A 12,839-nucleotide genomic window follows, 5' to 3' on the forward strand; every position below is an offset into this window, starting at 1 on the left:
CCGCGCGCGCGATGCCGTAGGGTGGGCAAAGGCGCGCCCTGCGCGCGCCGTGCCCACGATCTCTCTCAGTGGTGGGCACGCTTCGCTTTGCCCACCCTACGAGACTGAGCTAGCCTTCCACATTGAACGCCAGCCCCGCGTTGTCCTGCAGCCGCTTGATCAGCTTGTGCTGCATCGCCGCGCCCGGCGTCCAGAAGCCGGCGGGAACATCGCTCGCATCGCGCAGCAGGCAGACCGCGCATTCGGAGATCATTTTCGAGGTCGAGCCGTAGCCGGGATCGCGGTCGCCGGTGACGCCGGCGCGGACCATGCGGCCGTCGGGCGCGATCGCGACATAGAGCAGATCGAACAGGCCGTTCTCGCGCTCCGCCTTCGAGGGCCCCTCGCCCGGCTTCGGCGCGTTGGGGCCGGTCTTCTCGGCGTTGGCCGCCATCACCCGCTTGGCGTTGGCCTCGCCCTTCTCGCCGGGACCGGTCAGCACCATCTCGTCGTAGACGAACTCTTTCCCGTAGGGAAAGCCCATCAGCATGTTGGAGCGATGGACGTTGCGGGTGTTGATCAGCGCCATCATGAACGGCGCGGCCCAGGATTGCAGGTCCTCCTCGTAAGCGGCCCTGTTGCCCTTGGGCTGCTTCGGACCGGTGAAGCCGGGCGTCAGTGCGAAATGATCGTTGAGGATCGCGACGAGGCTGAGGTCCTTGGCGACCGCATCGAAGGTCGCTTTCGCACTCGCCGCGGTGCCGCCTGACAGCGTGCCGCGCATGTCGCGCACGCGGCCCTTCACGCGCGGTGCCGGTGCGCCGAACACGCGCCTCGCCTCCTCCTGCACGAAGAAGGTGCCGAGCTCGAACGGCACGGAATCATAGCCGCAGGAGAACACGATGCGCGCGCCGCTCGCCTTGGCTGCCGCCTCGTACTTGTCGATCATCTGCCGCATCCACACCGGCTCGCCGCAGAGATCGAAATAATCGACGCCCGCAGCGACGCAGGCGGCCAACAGAGCCTCGCCGTAGAACTGGTACGGCCCCACCGTCGTGATCACCGACCTCGTCTGCGCCACCATCGCCTTCAGCGAGGCCGCATCGGAGGCGTCAGCCACGATCAGCGGCGTATCGGCGGGCGCGCGGATCGCATCGCGCACCGATTTCAGCTTGTCGAGGCTGCGGCCCGCCATCGCCCATGTCAGCGCCTTGTCGTCCTTGTAATGGGCCGCCAGATATTCGGCGACGAGCTGGCCGGTGAAACCGGTCGCACCGTAGACGACGATGTCGAATTTTTGAGAGCTCATGCTCGTCCCTTACTTCTTCGCGTAGCTCACGCCCATGCCGGCACGGACGTCGCTTTGGATGCCATAGGGCGGGATCGGGTAGCGCAAGCCGTTCTTCGCCAGCGCCTTCATGCCCTCGATGGCCTTGGCAAGATGCGAGGGCTGCAAGGCCATCAGCATCTCCTCGTCCGGCACGCCGCCATAGCGCCGTTCGGCATAGCATGGCAAGGACAGGCTGGGCTCCCCGGTCTTGAGCGCCCGCCCCCAGGAATCGGCGCAGGCGGTCTCGCCGACCACGCCCCATTCGAACTTCTTGTAGCCGGTATATTGCAGCCCGTTGATCAGGATGATCATCTGCCCGGGCGTTGCATAGACGAGGCAGATATCGGGCGGATCGAGCCGACCGCTCGCCAGCGGACTGACGGCGAGCGCCTGATAATGGCCGAACGGAACCACGTCCAGCGCCTCCTGGCGCTTGCGTGCGTCCTCCGCAGTGCCGTGCCAGACTCCGACATAGTTTGCGCCGGCGAGCCATGTCTCGTCCTGGGGGCTGAGCCCGATCACCGCGCGGCACTGCGCGCCGACAAGGTCGTCGGCGGTGATGCCGACCGTCCAGCCGAGACGCGCGGCCATGCTGACGATCTGGTCAGTGGTGTGGACCGCGTTCGGCCGCCGGATTTTCGAAATCGCCTCCATCTCCGCGACGCTCGCGAACAGCTTCATGCCGATCACCGTGGTCTTCAGCCGCAGCAGGTTGTTGAGATCGGCGACGAGGCCGGCGAGATCGATTCTGTCTACGCTCTGCTGTTGCATGGCTTCCTCCGGCCGCGACGTAGTCACGCCGCATGTTCTTGTTGTGCGATCCCGGTTCTAGTCCCGCGCGGGTCCGGGAAGCAACTCGCCGGTCCGGCCCATCAGGCGGTAGGCCACGAGGCCGATCCACTCGCGCACCGCAACCTCGGTTCGGCGCAAGCCGTCCGCGGCCATGTTGGTGAACGAGAACAGATCGTCGCGTCCCCCCATCCGCCAGTCCACCGGATACGCCTCGACGTCAAAGCCTGCCTTGCGGAATATCCCTATCGAGCGCGGCATGTGAAAGGCCGACGTCACCAGAAGCCAGCGCTCGCCCGGCTTTGGCGATACCAGCTGCTTGGTGAAGATCGCATTCTCCCAGGTGTTGCGGGAGTCGCGCTCGAGGATCAGGCGGTCCTTCGCGATGCCGAGATTCTCCAGGATCGGCGCGGAATAATCGGCCTCCCTGGCCTCGGTCGACACCAGATTCGCCGTGCCTCCGGTGAAGACGATACGCGCATTGGGATAGCGGCGCGCGAGCTCGGCCGGCGCAAACAGACGATCGGCCGCGTGCGCGACGACCGGCGTGCGGTGCGCCGCCGACAGGTCGGTGTCGACCGAGCCGCCGAGCACGATGATGCCGTCGGGCGCGCCGCGCGAGGCGTCCCACGGCGGGAAGCGCGACTCCAGCGGATAGATCAGGAGATTGCCGAGCGGGGAGAAGGCAGCCAGTCCCAGCAGCACGAACGTGGTCACGGCAAGCCGGCGGCCGAGCGCGGCAAAGCGCGTCGCCATCAGCACGACGGACAGGATGCCTAGCTCGACCAGCAGGTTGATCGGCAGCAGCGCGGTGCCCAAGGTCTTGGAAAGAACGAAAAACAGGGGAGCCTCGCTGAATCACCTGGTCTAAATTTCTGGCCTGAATGACCTGGCCGGTCCGTGCGGGGGTTGACCGGCCCCGCCATCTTCAGAAAGATTCTTGAAAGAGGATCGATCGCCGGGTCAAGCCCGCGGCCGATGAAACCGAGCGGACGCGGCCCATGACCCATCATCACCTGCATTCCAGCCCCGAAACCTGCCATTGGGGCTTCTTCGAAGCGGCACTCAGGCCCGTTCTCACCGTGGCCAGCGGCGACGAGGTGACGGTCGACACCATCAGCGGCAGTCCTGATGTGCTGCCTGATCGCGACAAGTTTCACATTCCGCCCGAGATGCACCAGGTTCACGCCACGAACGAGCGGATGCTGCCGGGCCACATCCTCACCGGTCCCATCGCGGTCGAAGGCGCCGAGCCCGGCGACGTGCTCGCGGTCGAGATCCTGGACGTGCAGCTCCGGCAGGATTGGGGCTGGAACTTGATCAAGCCGCTGTCGGGCACCCTGCCCGACGATTTCCACGAGACGCGGATCCTGAACATCCCGCTCGACCGTACCAGGATGGTCGGCCGCATGCCCTGGGGCCTCGACCTGCCGCTGAAGCCGTTCTTCGGCGTGATGGGCGTGTCGCCGCCGCCGGCCTGGGGCCGCATCTCCTCGCTGATCCCGCGCGCGATGGGCGGCAATCTCGACAACAAGGAGCTGGGCGCGGGCGCGACGCTGTACCTGCCGGTGTTCGTGCCGGGTGCGATGTTCTCCTGCGGCGACGGCCATGGCGTGCAGGGCGACGGCGAGGTCTGCGTCACCGCGATCGAGACCGCCCTGCAGGGCCGCTTCCGCCTGACGCTGCGCAAGGACCTGAAGCTCGATTACCCCCGCGCCGAGACACCGACGCACTACATGACCATGGCGATGGACCCCGACCTCGACCAATGCGTGGTGCGCGCGCTGCGCGACATGATCGCGCTGCTCGGCGAGACGCGAAATCTGTCCCGCGAGGATGCCTACACGCTGTGCAGCCTCGCCGCCGATCTCCGGGTGACCCAGACCGTCAACGGCTCCAAGGGCATCCATTGCATGATCGAAAAGGCGATCGTGCACGGCTGAGCCGGGCCACCCCTTCCCCGACCGATCGACGCCCCTCGCCGCCGGGTCTGCCGCGCGGCGCGCTGCGGCGCGGGTAATTTCCCGTGCGATTCCAATATGCTGAACATGACGCACAGCCCGCATTTGACTTCCACCCCTGAACCTAAATAGAGTCTTAATCGTTACTTTTATGTACCTGAGTAAGAGGCTAGCGTTCGGGCCATGGCCACCGAAAAAGCCGAGACTGACCGCATCCCCGTAACCTTGGCGCTCTCGACCATCGCGTATCTGGAGAAGCTGGTGAGACAGGGCACCCACGGCACCAGCGTTCCCGGCGTCGCACGGACATTGATCGAGGAAGGCATCCGTCTCGCCATCAAGGACGGTCTGCTGTCGATCCGCGACAATGGCAGGACGTGAGAGCACACGGTGCGGAGGCGGACGGATCTCGAGACAGCGATGGCCGACATCTGCAACCTGGGATCGCCGACAAATGCCTGTTCTCTCACCGACCTCTTCGCCCACCTGGACCGACGAACGAATCGAACTCCTCAAGCAGCACTTCGAGGCCGGCCTCTCCTGTCGCGAGATCGCCGCGGACATCGGCGTCAGCCGCAACGCGGTGATCGGCAAATTGTCGCGCCTGAACCTGACGCGTGGCCGGACGGTCGACGACCGCAAGGTTCAGGACAAGGGCCTGGCTCCGGCGCGGCTGCGCAAGGCCGTGCCGCGGCTGCAATACGAGATGCTCGCCACGCTCTACGGCGAGACCGATGCGCCGGTCCTTGCAGGCCCGATCGACGAGGCCAACCGCTGCTCACTGCTCGAGCTGTCGGAGAATCGCTGCCGCTGGCCGATCTCGACGCCGGGCGCAGACGATTTCTGCTTCTGCGGAAACAAGGCGCCGGACGGCCAGTCCTATTGCGCCGGCCACAGCCGCCTCGCCTACCGGCCGGCTGCGCGCGGGCGCGCGATACGCGGCTGACGTTGCGGGCATCTGGACAATGAAAAACCTCCGGCGGGGCATCGCCGGAGGTTTCTGGAGGCTTAGCATGAAGCTAAGAGCCGCAACTTTCGTATTTGGCTGAGAGCTATATAGCTGAGCAACTCAGGTAAGTAAATAAGTTTGACGCGATCCCATCGCATGGCTCGCCTTCGCATTCCGCAACGCAATTCGATTTCTCAGAAGACCGACAGGCGTGAAAAAACCCCGGCGGTTTCCCGCCGGGGTTTCTCCGATCGATTGCGCGATCGATGATCAGAAGTTGCGCTGAGCGCGCAGCAGCATGCTCACCGAGTTCTGGTCCTTCAGCTCGTACACGGCCGCCGGCTTCGCAGCCGAGGCAATGCCCGGGCTGTTGATTGCGCCCGAGTACTTCTGGTCCAGACGCGACCAGCTGAGGTCGGCCGTGAGCGCCAGGCCCTTGACCGGGGTCCACACGGTGTTGACACCGACCACCGCGAAGTTGAAGTCCGGATTACAGGTCGAACCGGCCACGGCGATCGCAGCGAAGTTGGTGCAGATCAGGCCCTTGCCCGCCGTGCCGTACTGCAGCTGGGCATAACCACCATAGACTCCGCTGGCCCAGTTCGGGCTCCAGTTGTGGGTATAGCCACCACGGACGCCCCAGGTCTTGACGGTATCGATGCCGGTACCGGTTCCAAACACGCCGTCGGCGACACCGGCGAACCCGGTGCTCTGATAGGCGTTGCTGCTGCCGCTGAAGATGAAGAAGCTCTGCGGGAACAGGCTCTGGAAGTTGTAGCGAGTCGCACCGTCGGTGTAGACGGCCTGCAGGTTGATGACGTCACCCGCACCGGTCGGGATGTTCTTGATCGACAAGGCACCCGCCACGGCCCAGCCCCACTTGTCGGAGGGATGACCGCTGGCTTCAGTCGCGCCGTAATAGGCCGTATGGAGCTCATGCGCGGCGACCGACAGCTGAGCCAGACCCCAGGCCTGGTCGACGCGAACCTGACCGATGATGTCGGGCGAACGCGTGCCGCCCCAGGCGTTGGCACCATAGACGCCGGTCACGAACTGCGCCGCCGTACCCGACGACACGTTCCAGAGGTTCGACTGACCATTGTTCGCCGAAGTCTCGTCCTGCAGCGCGAACGAAGCAGTGATGCCCTGGCCGAAGTCGGCCGTGTAGGCAACCTGGTTCACGCCGTTGACGTGGTTGGAGCCGCCCGGAATGGTATCGGGGCCGCCCGCCATATAGCTCTGCCACGGTGCGTCGAAGATCGAGACCGTGCGGCCGAAGGTGAAGCCGGCGAACTGGATGAACGCGTGGTAGAGACCGAGCGAAGCCGAGCTGGACGAGATCGACGACGGGTTGCTGCCGGTGGCGTTCGTGGAGTCATAGCTGACGACCAGGTCGGCGTAGGTGCGAACGACGCCGTATTCGGTCGCCGTGCGGGTATCGATGTTGAAGTCCAGACGAGCGCGGCTGTAATAGTAGTTGGTCAGACGGTTGTTCGACCCGCCGTTCACGCTGGTGGTGCTGTTCGCGAAGCCATAGTCGCCGCCGCCGCCGAGGATCATGTCGGCGCGGACGTAACCACCCAGCTTGATGCAGGTGTCGGTGCCCGGCATGTAGTAGAAACCTGCGCCGTAGAGCGAGCAGATCTTCACGTACTCGACCGCCTTGGCCTTGACCGGAAGATCAGCCGCCTGAGCTCCACCGACGGCGATCAGTCCCGCCGCAGTGCCGAGCAAAAGGCTCTTCACCACTTTCATTTAAAACCTCCAAGTTGCTCATTTTACGGAGACCGGACCGTGAGGCCCCCCAGATCCCCGTCTCTTCATCAAATCCGCTCGGCCGCTTCGCGTTTTCGGACGTACCCGCATTCGCGAGGGACGTGAGCGAACCACCTGCAACGGGACGATCGAGAACCCCCCACCGTCACGAACCAATATGCCCGCGCAACTCCGTTAATCAAAATAGTTTATTAGATCACCTTTGTGGTTTCACTAAACCTGTGTCCGCGGCGCAACACAGCGATGAGCCGAAAAGGCTGATCGGGTCATATTTGTAGTTTTCGTGACACAATTAGCCTGCTCTGCACTTGCGTCAGGGCAGAGTTGCGTGGACTATGCTCCCAAACAACGATCGGGAAGAGAATCAGCTTGCGGGAGTGACGCTGTGTCCGCGACGAGGAAAGAAGGGGCGCGCCTGCGCACCATCGGCAACCTGGATATCATCAGGCGATTCACCTGGGAGATATCGTCGATCAACATGTATCTCGAGGAGCTGCGTCAGTTCTGGGCGAGGACGCTCGGCATCAGCGGGCCGCAATGGCTGATCCTGATGGCCATCTCGGACCTCGACAAGGACGACGGCATTCCTGTCAACGTCGTGTCCAAGCTCCTCCACGTCGATCCGTCCTTCGTCACCACCCAGTCCAAGCTGCTGGAGAAGAAGGGCCTGTTGCGCCGCCGCCCCTCGCCGACCGACGCGCGCGTGGTCCGGCTGTCCCTGACGGAGAAGACGCAGAAGCATCTGGCGAGCCTCAACGAGCAGTACAAGACCATCAAGGAATTCGTCTTCCAGGAGTTCGACGAGGCCGAGCTCGCCGAATTCACCACCAAGCTCGCGACGCTGAAAACCCGGCTGGAAAAGGCCTGCGTCCGCCTCAGCCTGGACTTCTGATGGCAGGCCCTAGATTCGCCGGGCGCCGCCGAGCCGCGATTCCAGCCAGTCGAAGATGTACTCGTTGGCAAGGCTCGGATTGTCGGCATGGGCCTGCGCCGCGCCGGTCTCCGCTGCGGTGAATACTTTCAGCGTGACATCCGAGCTGCCGAGCCGGGAATTGCGGACGAGCTGACGCGCCCGGTCGGCCTTGAGCCAGCCGTCCTCGCCGAGCGTGATCAACACCGGGCAATCGGCGCTGGAGGCCATCAGCGGCGCATGCGGCACCGGGACGATGCTGACGTCGCTCATCGCGAATCGGCTGGCAAAGAAGGCCCGCTCGTGCAGGTCCCACAGGCCGCCGTCGCAGACGGCGGCGGCAAGCCGCGGCTCATGCAGCACCGCGCGCGCCACGAAGGACGAGCCCCAGCCATCGGCGATGATCCCGACGCGCGCGAAATCGACGTCCTGCCGCGTCTCCAGATAGTCCATGACGCCGGGGATCGCGCTCTCGAGATCCTTGCGCCGCAAGAGCACCTCGAGGAAATCGTCGCGCTGGTCGCCGAACAGGTCGAGCGCCAGCATCGAGAAGCCGCGCTCGCGTGCGTGCGGCACGAGCTTGAACAGAAATTCTTCCTTGCGGTGGCCGGGCTCGCCGATGCAGATCACGGTCGGCGCCGGCTCCGTCCCCGATGACGCAGGAAGGAAATAGCCCTGCAGCGAATGCCCGTCGAGCCAGGGTATGGTCACCACCTCGCCGGCCGGCCTGCGCGCGGCGAGGTAGCAGCGCGCGCATTCCTGCATCGCCAGCACTGCGACCCAGCGGCGCTCGTCGGCGGCGTCGAGCGGTATCGCAGCGGCCCCATAATAGTTCAGCGCACGCAGCCAATTGCGTTGCGCACTGGCCAGGTGCCCTTCCGCGAACGCGGCCTCCGCGCGCTGCCGATTGGTCTGCGCCAGCTTCTTCCATTCGCGATGCCAGGAGCGGTCGTCGCCACGGTCCAGCTGCCGCGCGATCATCAGGCATTCCGCGATCGTGGCGCCGCCCTCCTGGGCCGTCGTCAGCAGCCGCGTGAACTCAGCGGAAATGTCCTCTCGTTCCGGGCAAAGGATCCAGTCGTCGGAGAGGCATTCGGGCATCATCGGATAGCTACGCTCTAATCGTCGCGTTATCTCGACTGACTAGACCATTTCAGGTCGGCGACCAAGGCACGGCGCGCGCCATGACAGGCTTTTGAGATCAACATCGCTTGAACATCGTCATGACGCATGCGTGACATCCCCACAGCTCGTGGAGTGGGACCAGCATTGGCAGGAGCAGGCACTTAAAATTGTTCGAGCCTCTCTGGCTATGACGATCATCATACCCATATTAACGCGCCCCGCTGGGCGCGCTAACCTCGCGCTGAGGAGCCCGCCCAAAGCGGGCGTCTCGAAGGATGGCCACAGGGAAAGCTCTCGGATGCGATAGGCGCCCCTGAGGCGGGCTCAACCAAGCCGCCAGCCGACCTCCTGCGTAAAACTTTCGTAGAAGGCACGGTCATAGGCCTGCTCCGGCGTGGCGCGCACGCGCTCGTCGAGGCGCTTGGCATCCTCGCCGACGAGGATGCGCCACCGCTCCGCCTTGACGCCGTCGAGAATGATCTTCGCCGCCTGCGCGGCCGTGGTCGGCGCGTCCTCCAGGAAGCTGCGGGCGCGCTCGGCGAACGCCGCCTGGATGTCCTCGTCCGACATCTTGTCGGCATCCGGCACGCCGGCCGCGGCCATGCGCTTGCGGGTCAGCGCCACCTCGTCGGCATTGAGCCGCTCCGAGCCGTCGCCGCTCTGCACCTTGCGCGAATTGGCGACGATCGACGTGCCGATATGACCGGGCATCACCACCGAGCATTTGACGTGCGGGGCGTGCAGGCGAAGATCGTTGATCAGCGCTTCGGTAAATCCCTTCACCGCGAACTTGGCGGCGCTGTAGGCGGTGTGCGCCTGCCCCATGCCGATCGAGGCCCAGAAGCCGTTGACGCTCGCGGTGTTGACGATGTGGGCCTCGTCGGCGGCGACCAGCATCGGCAGGAAGGTGCGCACGCCGAGATAGACCCCGCCCCAGCAGATGTTGAAGGTGCGCTCCCACTGCTCGCGGGTGTTGGTGAACAGGCTGCCGCCGCCGCCGATGCCGGCATTGTTGAACAAGAGATGGATCCTGTCCGTCTGCTGCTGCTCGGCGATCTCGTCGCGAAACCGCTTCAGGTGATCCTCGATGGCGACGTCGGCAACATGCGTCGTGACGCGAAGGCCCTGCGGCAGCTTCTCGGCCTCGCAGAGCCGCTTGGTCTCGGCCATCGCCGCTTCCGAGACGTCGCACATCGCGACGTTGCAGCCTTCGGCGACGAGCTGCCGCGCGAGCTCGCGCCCCATTCCCGTGCCGCCGCCGGTGATGACTGCGATCTTTCCAGCAAAATCCTTCATGGGACTTCGGTCCCTCCCCTTGTCGGTGTGTTTCTTGGTCACGGCGCCGCTGGCCGCGGCGCGCGCAAAACTGTAGCAGCGCGACATCCGCGGGTAAAAGCCGTGCGGTGCATCTTCGTCGTCGGTAATTTCGGCGGGCGGACTACGCGCGATGCTGCGCGCGGGCCTTGTGAAGTGGCTCATAGGCGACGCGGCCCGGACAATCGATCATTCGCGGGTGTTTTCCAGCGGGTTGCCCGTATTTGTCCGGCTTCGGGTTAATGGCAATTTTTTTACAATCCGAATCGCCAAATGGGGGGTGGACGCTGGGTCGAGTCGGCCAGGCCAGCGTGTTGTTTGCGTGTCACAGGCTCTGGCACTCCGCTTGCATCCTCTTCGTGGTCAGAAACAACCGACGAGGTGATAGGAATGTTCGTGACCGTCGTTGCCGTGCTTTGCCGGCTTGGCGCAGCCAGCTCAGGCAGTTGCGTCGAGGAAATCGTGACCGACAGCAACATGACACCCGAGATTTCGCTGATGCAGTGCGCGATCGGCGCACAGGCGCCCCTCGCGAAGTGGATGGGCGAGCATCCGATCTATCACGCGAACTGGCGCCTCGAGCGCTACAAATGCGTGCCGGGTCACTACGAGATCAAGGGCCACGCCTAAGGCCCGCAAAACTCCTGGTACCGGGACCACGGATACCAGGACGACCGATCAAGAGGAAACGCCCCGGGGGCCGCTTACCCCTCCGTGCGGACACCGCCAGCGCCGGACCGATCGCGGCAGGCGCTCTGTGACAATGATCACGCCCTCCTTCTAAGCCACCTCACGCAAGATGATCGCGCGTGCCCGCCGGCCTTCCGGCGTCGGCATCAGCGCGAAGTTGTGCGGCTGCTCGCGCAATAGATGCAGCTCGACCGGCACGCCCACCGCCCTCGCCCTTGCGGCAAGATCGACGCTGTCGGGATAGAGAAGATCGCGCGTGCCCGAAAAGATCGTCATCGGCGCGAGCCCGCGGAAACTGCCGTTGAGCGGGCTGACCAAGGGATGGCCGACATCGAGCTCGCCGGCATAAAGACGTGCCGCCTCCACCATGCCCGGAATGTCCTGGATCGGATCGCGCGAGGCGATCGCAACCTGCTCCGGACGGCTGACCGAGGCATCGGCCGCAGGCGAGATCAGCAGCATGCGGCTCGGCTGCCGATGACCGCGATCGCGCAGCCATTGGCAGGCCGCGAGCGCAAGCCCGGCGCCGGCCGAATTGCCGACGACCGTCACCTTTGCCTCGCCCGCGTCTTCCAGCAGCATGCGCAGCAGCTCGGCCGTCGCCGGCACGACGTCCGTGGCGGTCGCGCGCGGCGCCAGCGGGTAGATCGGCACGACGCAGCAGATTCGCGCTTTGCGCGTCATCTCACCGACGAAGCGCCAATGCGCCGGCACGATCTCGTTGATGTAGCCGCCGCCATGCAGGAACATGACGTAGTTGCAGCCCTCAAAGCCTGACGCCGGCGCGGTGTAGTAGACCGGCCACCCGCCCATCTTGGTCAGCGTCACCTCGACGCCGCGGCCGACCCCGATCGGCTCATGAGAGGCCGGTGCCAGCGCCAGCTTCTGCACATGTGCCTGCACCGCTTCGGCAGATGCCAGCTGCTGCTTGTAGGGAAGCTGCCGCAGCAGCAAATTGAATGCCCGGCTTTGCAGGCTCGGGGCGGGATCGCGCGGCGCCCGCGCACCGAATACGCAGCTGCCCGGACAGAATTGAAAGGCCGATACAAGTCTCGCAACGCTCATCGCCACATCCCCATCCGGCTGTTTCGACCCGGCGACGAAGAGGCTTGCCGACCCGCCGCCACTTGCCGCTATAATGCGAGCATTCACTCGCTTTTCCTACTCGCATTCGGATCACAAGGCCGTGGCCCGCAAACCGCCCACAAAACCCCGGAAAAACGCCTCACAGGAGCGGTCCCGCGCGACGGTGGACGCACTGATCGAGGCAACTGCTCGCATTCTGGTCAAGGAAGGCTTCGAGAAGGCCAGCACCAACCGCATCGCAGACGTCGCCGGCGTCAGCGTCGGCTCGCTCTATCAATATTTTCCCAGCAAGGAAGCGCTCGTCGCCGCCGTGATCGATCGCCACAACGATGCGATCATGAATGTCGTCCGCGCCGCCTTCGCTGGTGTCGCCGACCTGCCGATCGAGAAGGCCGTGCGCCGCCTCGTGACGGTCGCGATCGAGGCCCATCACATCGACCCCAACCTGCACCGCGTCCTCGCCGAGCAGATCCCCCGCTCCGGCCACCTCGCCGAGGTCGAAGCCTACAGCCACGAAATCCACGCCCTCGTGCGCGCCTATCTCGAACGCCACCGCAAGGAGATGCGCAAGATCGACCCCGCGCTCGCAGCCTTCATGTGCGTCAGCACGATCGAAGCGGTGGCGCACAACACGGTGCTGAACGGAGAGATGATGTCGGAGAAGATGGTGAAGGTGCTGGTGGACGAAACGACAAGGATGGTGGTGGGGTATTTGAGGTAGCGGAGCCTGAGATTACGGAAATCGGTGACCGCGCGTCCATTTGGATGAGGCAGCGCCCTGCGCCCTGAGAGCCGCGCCAGTTGAATGCACTGCCACCGTAATGCGTAACGTCCGAACACGACGGATCGAGGAAGCGCCCACTTCGCCAAGCCCGATGACACAGCGCGCGCGTTTGCTCGGGACCAAGTTACCATGCATCGCACCCGGGC

General features: G+C 64.6%; 13 protein-coding genes. 6 read left to right on the top strand and 7 right to left on the bottom strand.

What is annotated here, in order from left to right; genetic code table 11:
• Positions 1 to 109 precede the first annotated feature (109 nt).
• The 3 genes from BDOA9_RS24830 to BDOA9_RS24840 are packed head-to-tail and all read right to left on the bottom strand — an operon-like array spanning position 110 to position 2,905.
• Positions 110 to 1,288 carry a saccharopine dehydrogenase family protein gene (locus BDOA9_RS24830; protein WP_025036665.1) on the bottom strand — a complete coding sequence of 393 codons (1,179 nt, stop codon included), beginning with the start codon at positions 1,286 to 1,288 and terminating at the stop codon, positions 110 to 112.
• 9 nt (positions 1,289 to 1,297) lie between these two features.
• On the bottom strand, positions 1,298 to 2,080 hold the full coding sequence (locus BDOA9_RS24835; RefSeq protein WP_025036666.1) for a DUF169 domain-containing protein: 783 nt from the start codon (positions 2,078 to 2,080) through the stop codon (positions 1,298 to 1,300).
• 57 nt (positions 2,081 to 2,137) lie between these two features.
• Positions 2,138 to 2,905 carry a YdcF family protein gene (locus BDOA9_RS24840; protein WP_042336851.1) on the bottom strand — a complete coding sequence of 256 codons (768 nt, stop codon included), beginning with the start codon at positions 2,903 to 2,905 and terminating at the stop codon, positions 2,138 to 2,140.
• Positions 2,906 to 3,099: 194 nt separating this feature from the next.
• Between BDOA9_RS24840 and BDOA9_RS24845 the strand changes: the two genes are divergently transcribed.
• The 3 genes from BDOA9_RS24845 (at position 3,100) to BDOA9_RS24855 (ending at position 5,005) form a co-directional block, all read left to right on the top strand.
• Positions 3,100 to 4,041, top strand: coding sequence for an acetamidase/formamidase family protein (locus BDOA9_RS24845; protein WP_025036668.1), 942 nt, complete (start codon positions 3,100 to 3,102; stop codon positions 4,039 to 4,041).
• 201 nt (positions 4,042 to 4,242) lie between these two features.
• Positions 4,243 to 4,440 (top strand): hypothetical protein, encoded by a 198-nt coding sequence (locus BDOA9_RS24850; RefSeq protein ID WP_024341172.1) that lies wholly within the window; start codon positions 4,243 to 4,245, stop codon positions 4,438 to 4,440.
• A 73-nt stretch (positions 4,441 to 4,513) separates the two neighbouring features.
• Entirely contained in the window at positions 4,514 to 5,005 is a 492-nt protein-coding gene (locus tag BDOA9_RS24855) for a GcrA family cell cycle regulator (protein ID WP_025036669.1), read from the top strand.
• 273 nt (positions 5,006 to 5,278) lie between these two features.
• Here the strand turns inward: BDOA9_RS24855 and BDOA9_RS24860 are convergent, their stop codons facing one another.
• The gene (locus tag BDOA9_RS24860; RefSeq protein WP_025036670.1) at positions 5,279 to 6,763 is read right to left on the bottom strand and encodes a porin; all 1,485 of its coding nucleotides are present in this window, start codon (positions 6,761 to 6,763) and stop codon (positions 5,279 to 5,281) included.
• A gap of 406 nt (positions 6,764 to 7,169) precedes the next feature.
• Here BDOA9_RS24860 and BDOA9_RS24865 point away from each other — a divergent pair, with 406 nt between their 5' ends.
• Positions 7,170 to 7,676: a MarR family winged helix-turn-helix transcriptional regulator gene (locus BDOA9_RS24865; protein WP_025036671.1), complete on the top strand. Its 507-nt coding sequence runs from the start codon at positions 7,170 to 7,172 to the stop codon at positions 7,674 to 7,676.
• Positions 7,677 to 7,685: 9 nt separating this feature from the next.
• Here BDOA9_RS24865 and BDOA9_RS24870 read toward each other — a convergent pair whose 3' ends face one another.
• Both BDOA9_RS24870 and BDOA9_RS24875 read right to left on the bottom strand, forming a co-directional pair.
• Complete coding sequence (locus tag BDOA9_RS24870) at positions 7,686 to 8,798, bottom strand: alpha/beta hydrolase family protein (protein WP_025036672.1); 1,113 nt, start codon at positions 8,796 to 8,798, stop codon at positions 7,686 to 7,688.
• 345 nt (positions 8,799 to 9,143) lie between these two features.
• Positions 9,144 to 10,115, bottom strand: a complete 972-nt coding sequence (locus BDOA9_RS24875; RefSeq protein WP_025036673.1) for an SDR family NAD(P)-dependent oxidoreductase — start codon at positions 10,113 to 10,115, stop codon at positions 9,144 to 9,146.
• Between the two features lie 408 nt (positions 10,116 to 10,523).
• On the opposite strand from BDOA9_RS24875, the gene BDOA9_RS24880 reads away from it, so the two are divergent.
• On the top strand, positions 10,524 to 10,763 hold the full coding sequence (locus BDOA9_RS24880) for a hypothetical protein (RefSeq protein WP_025036674.1): 240 nt from the start codon (positions 10,524 to 10,526) through the stop codon (positions 10,761 to 10,763).
• 150 nt (positions 10,764 to 10,913) lie between these two features.
• On the opposite strand, the gene BDOA9_RS24885 is transcribed toward BDOA9_RS24880, so the two are convergent.
• A complete protein-coding gene (locus tag BDOA9_RS24885) occupies positions 10,914 to 11,888 on the bottom strand; it encodes an alpha/beta fold hydrolase (protein WP_025036675.1) in 975 nt (324 codons plus the stop codon).
• 184 nt (positions 11,889 to 12,072) lie between these two features.
• On the opposite strand from BDOA9_RS24885, the gene BDOA9_RS24890 reads away from it, so the two are divergent.
• Positions 12,073 to 12,630, top strand: coding sequence for a TetR/AcrR family transcriptional regulator (locus BDOA9_RS24890; protein WP_244521519.1), 558 nt, complete (start codon positions 12,073 to 12,075; stop codon positions 12,628 to 12,630).
• The last annotated feature ends 209 nt before the right edge of the window (positions 12,631 to 12,839 follow it).

Source organism: Bradyrhizobium sp. DOA9 (assembly GCF_000617845.2).
GTDB lineage: Bacteria > Pseudomonadota > Alphaproteobacteria > Rhizobiales > Xanthobacteraceae > Bradyrhizobium.

Bases quoted from the DNA above. Each gene is read 5' to 3' on its own strand.
- BDOA9_RS24845 (WP_025036668.1), top strand. From the start codon at position 3,100: ATGACCCATCATCACCTGCATTCCAGCCCCGAAACCTGCCATTGGGGC.
- BDOA9_RS24880 (WP_025036674.1), top strand. From the start codon at position 10,524: ATGTTCGTGACCGTCGTTGCCGTGCTTTGCCGGCTTGGCGCAGCCAGC.
- BDOA9_RS24885 (WP_025036675.1), bottom strand. From the start codon at position 11,888: ATGAGCGTTGCGAGACTTGTATCGGCCTTTCAATTCTGTCCGGGCAGC.
- BDOA9_RS24850 (WP_024341172.1), top strand. From the start codon at position 4,243: ATGGCCACCGAAAAAGCCGAGACTGACCGCATCCCCGTAACCTTGGCG.
- BDOA9_RS24860 (WP_025036670.1), bottom strand. From the start codon at position 6,763: ATGAAAGTGGTGAAGAGCCTTTTGCTCGGCACTGCGGCGGGACTGATC.
- BDOA9_RS24875 (WP_025036673.1), bottom strand. From the start codon at position 10,115: ATGAAGGATTTTGCTGGAAAGATCGCAGTCATCACCGGCGGCGGCACG.
- BDOA9_RS24870 (WP_025036672.1), bottom strand. From the start codon at position 8,798: ATGATGCCCGAATGCCTCTCCGACGACTGGATCCTTTGCCCGGAACGA.
- BDOA9_RS24835 (WP_025036666.1), bottom strand. From the start codon at position 2,080: ATGCAACAGCAGAGCGTAGACAGAATCGATCTCGCCGGCCTCGTCGCC.
- BDOA9_RS24830 (WP_025036665.1), bottom strand. From the start codon at position 1,288: ATGAGCTCTCAAAAATTCGACATCGTCGTCTACGGTGCGACCGGTTTC.
- BDOA9_RS24855 (WP_025036669.1), top strand. From the start codon at position 4,514: ATGCCTGTTCTCTCACCGACCTCTTCGCCCACCTGGACCGACGAACGA.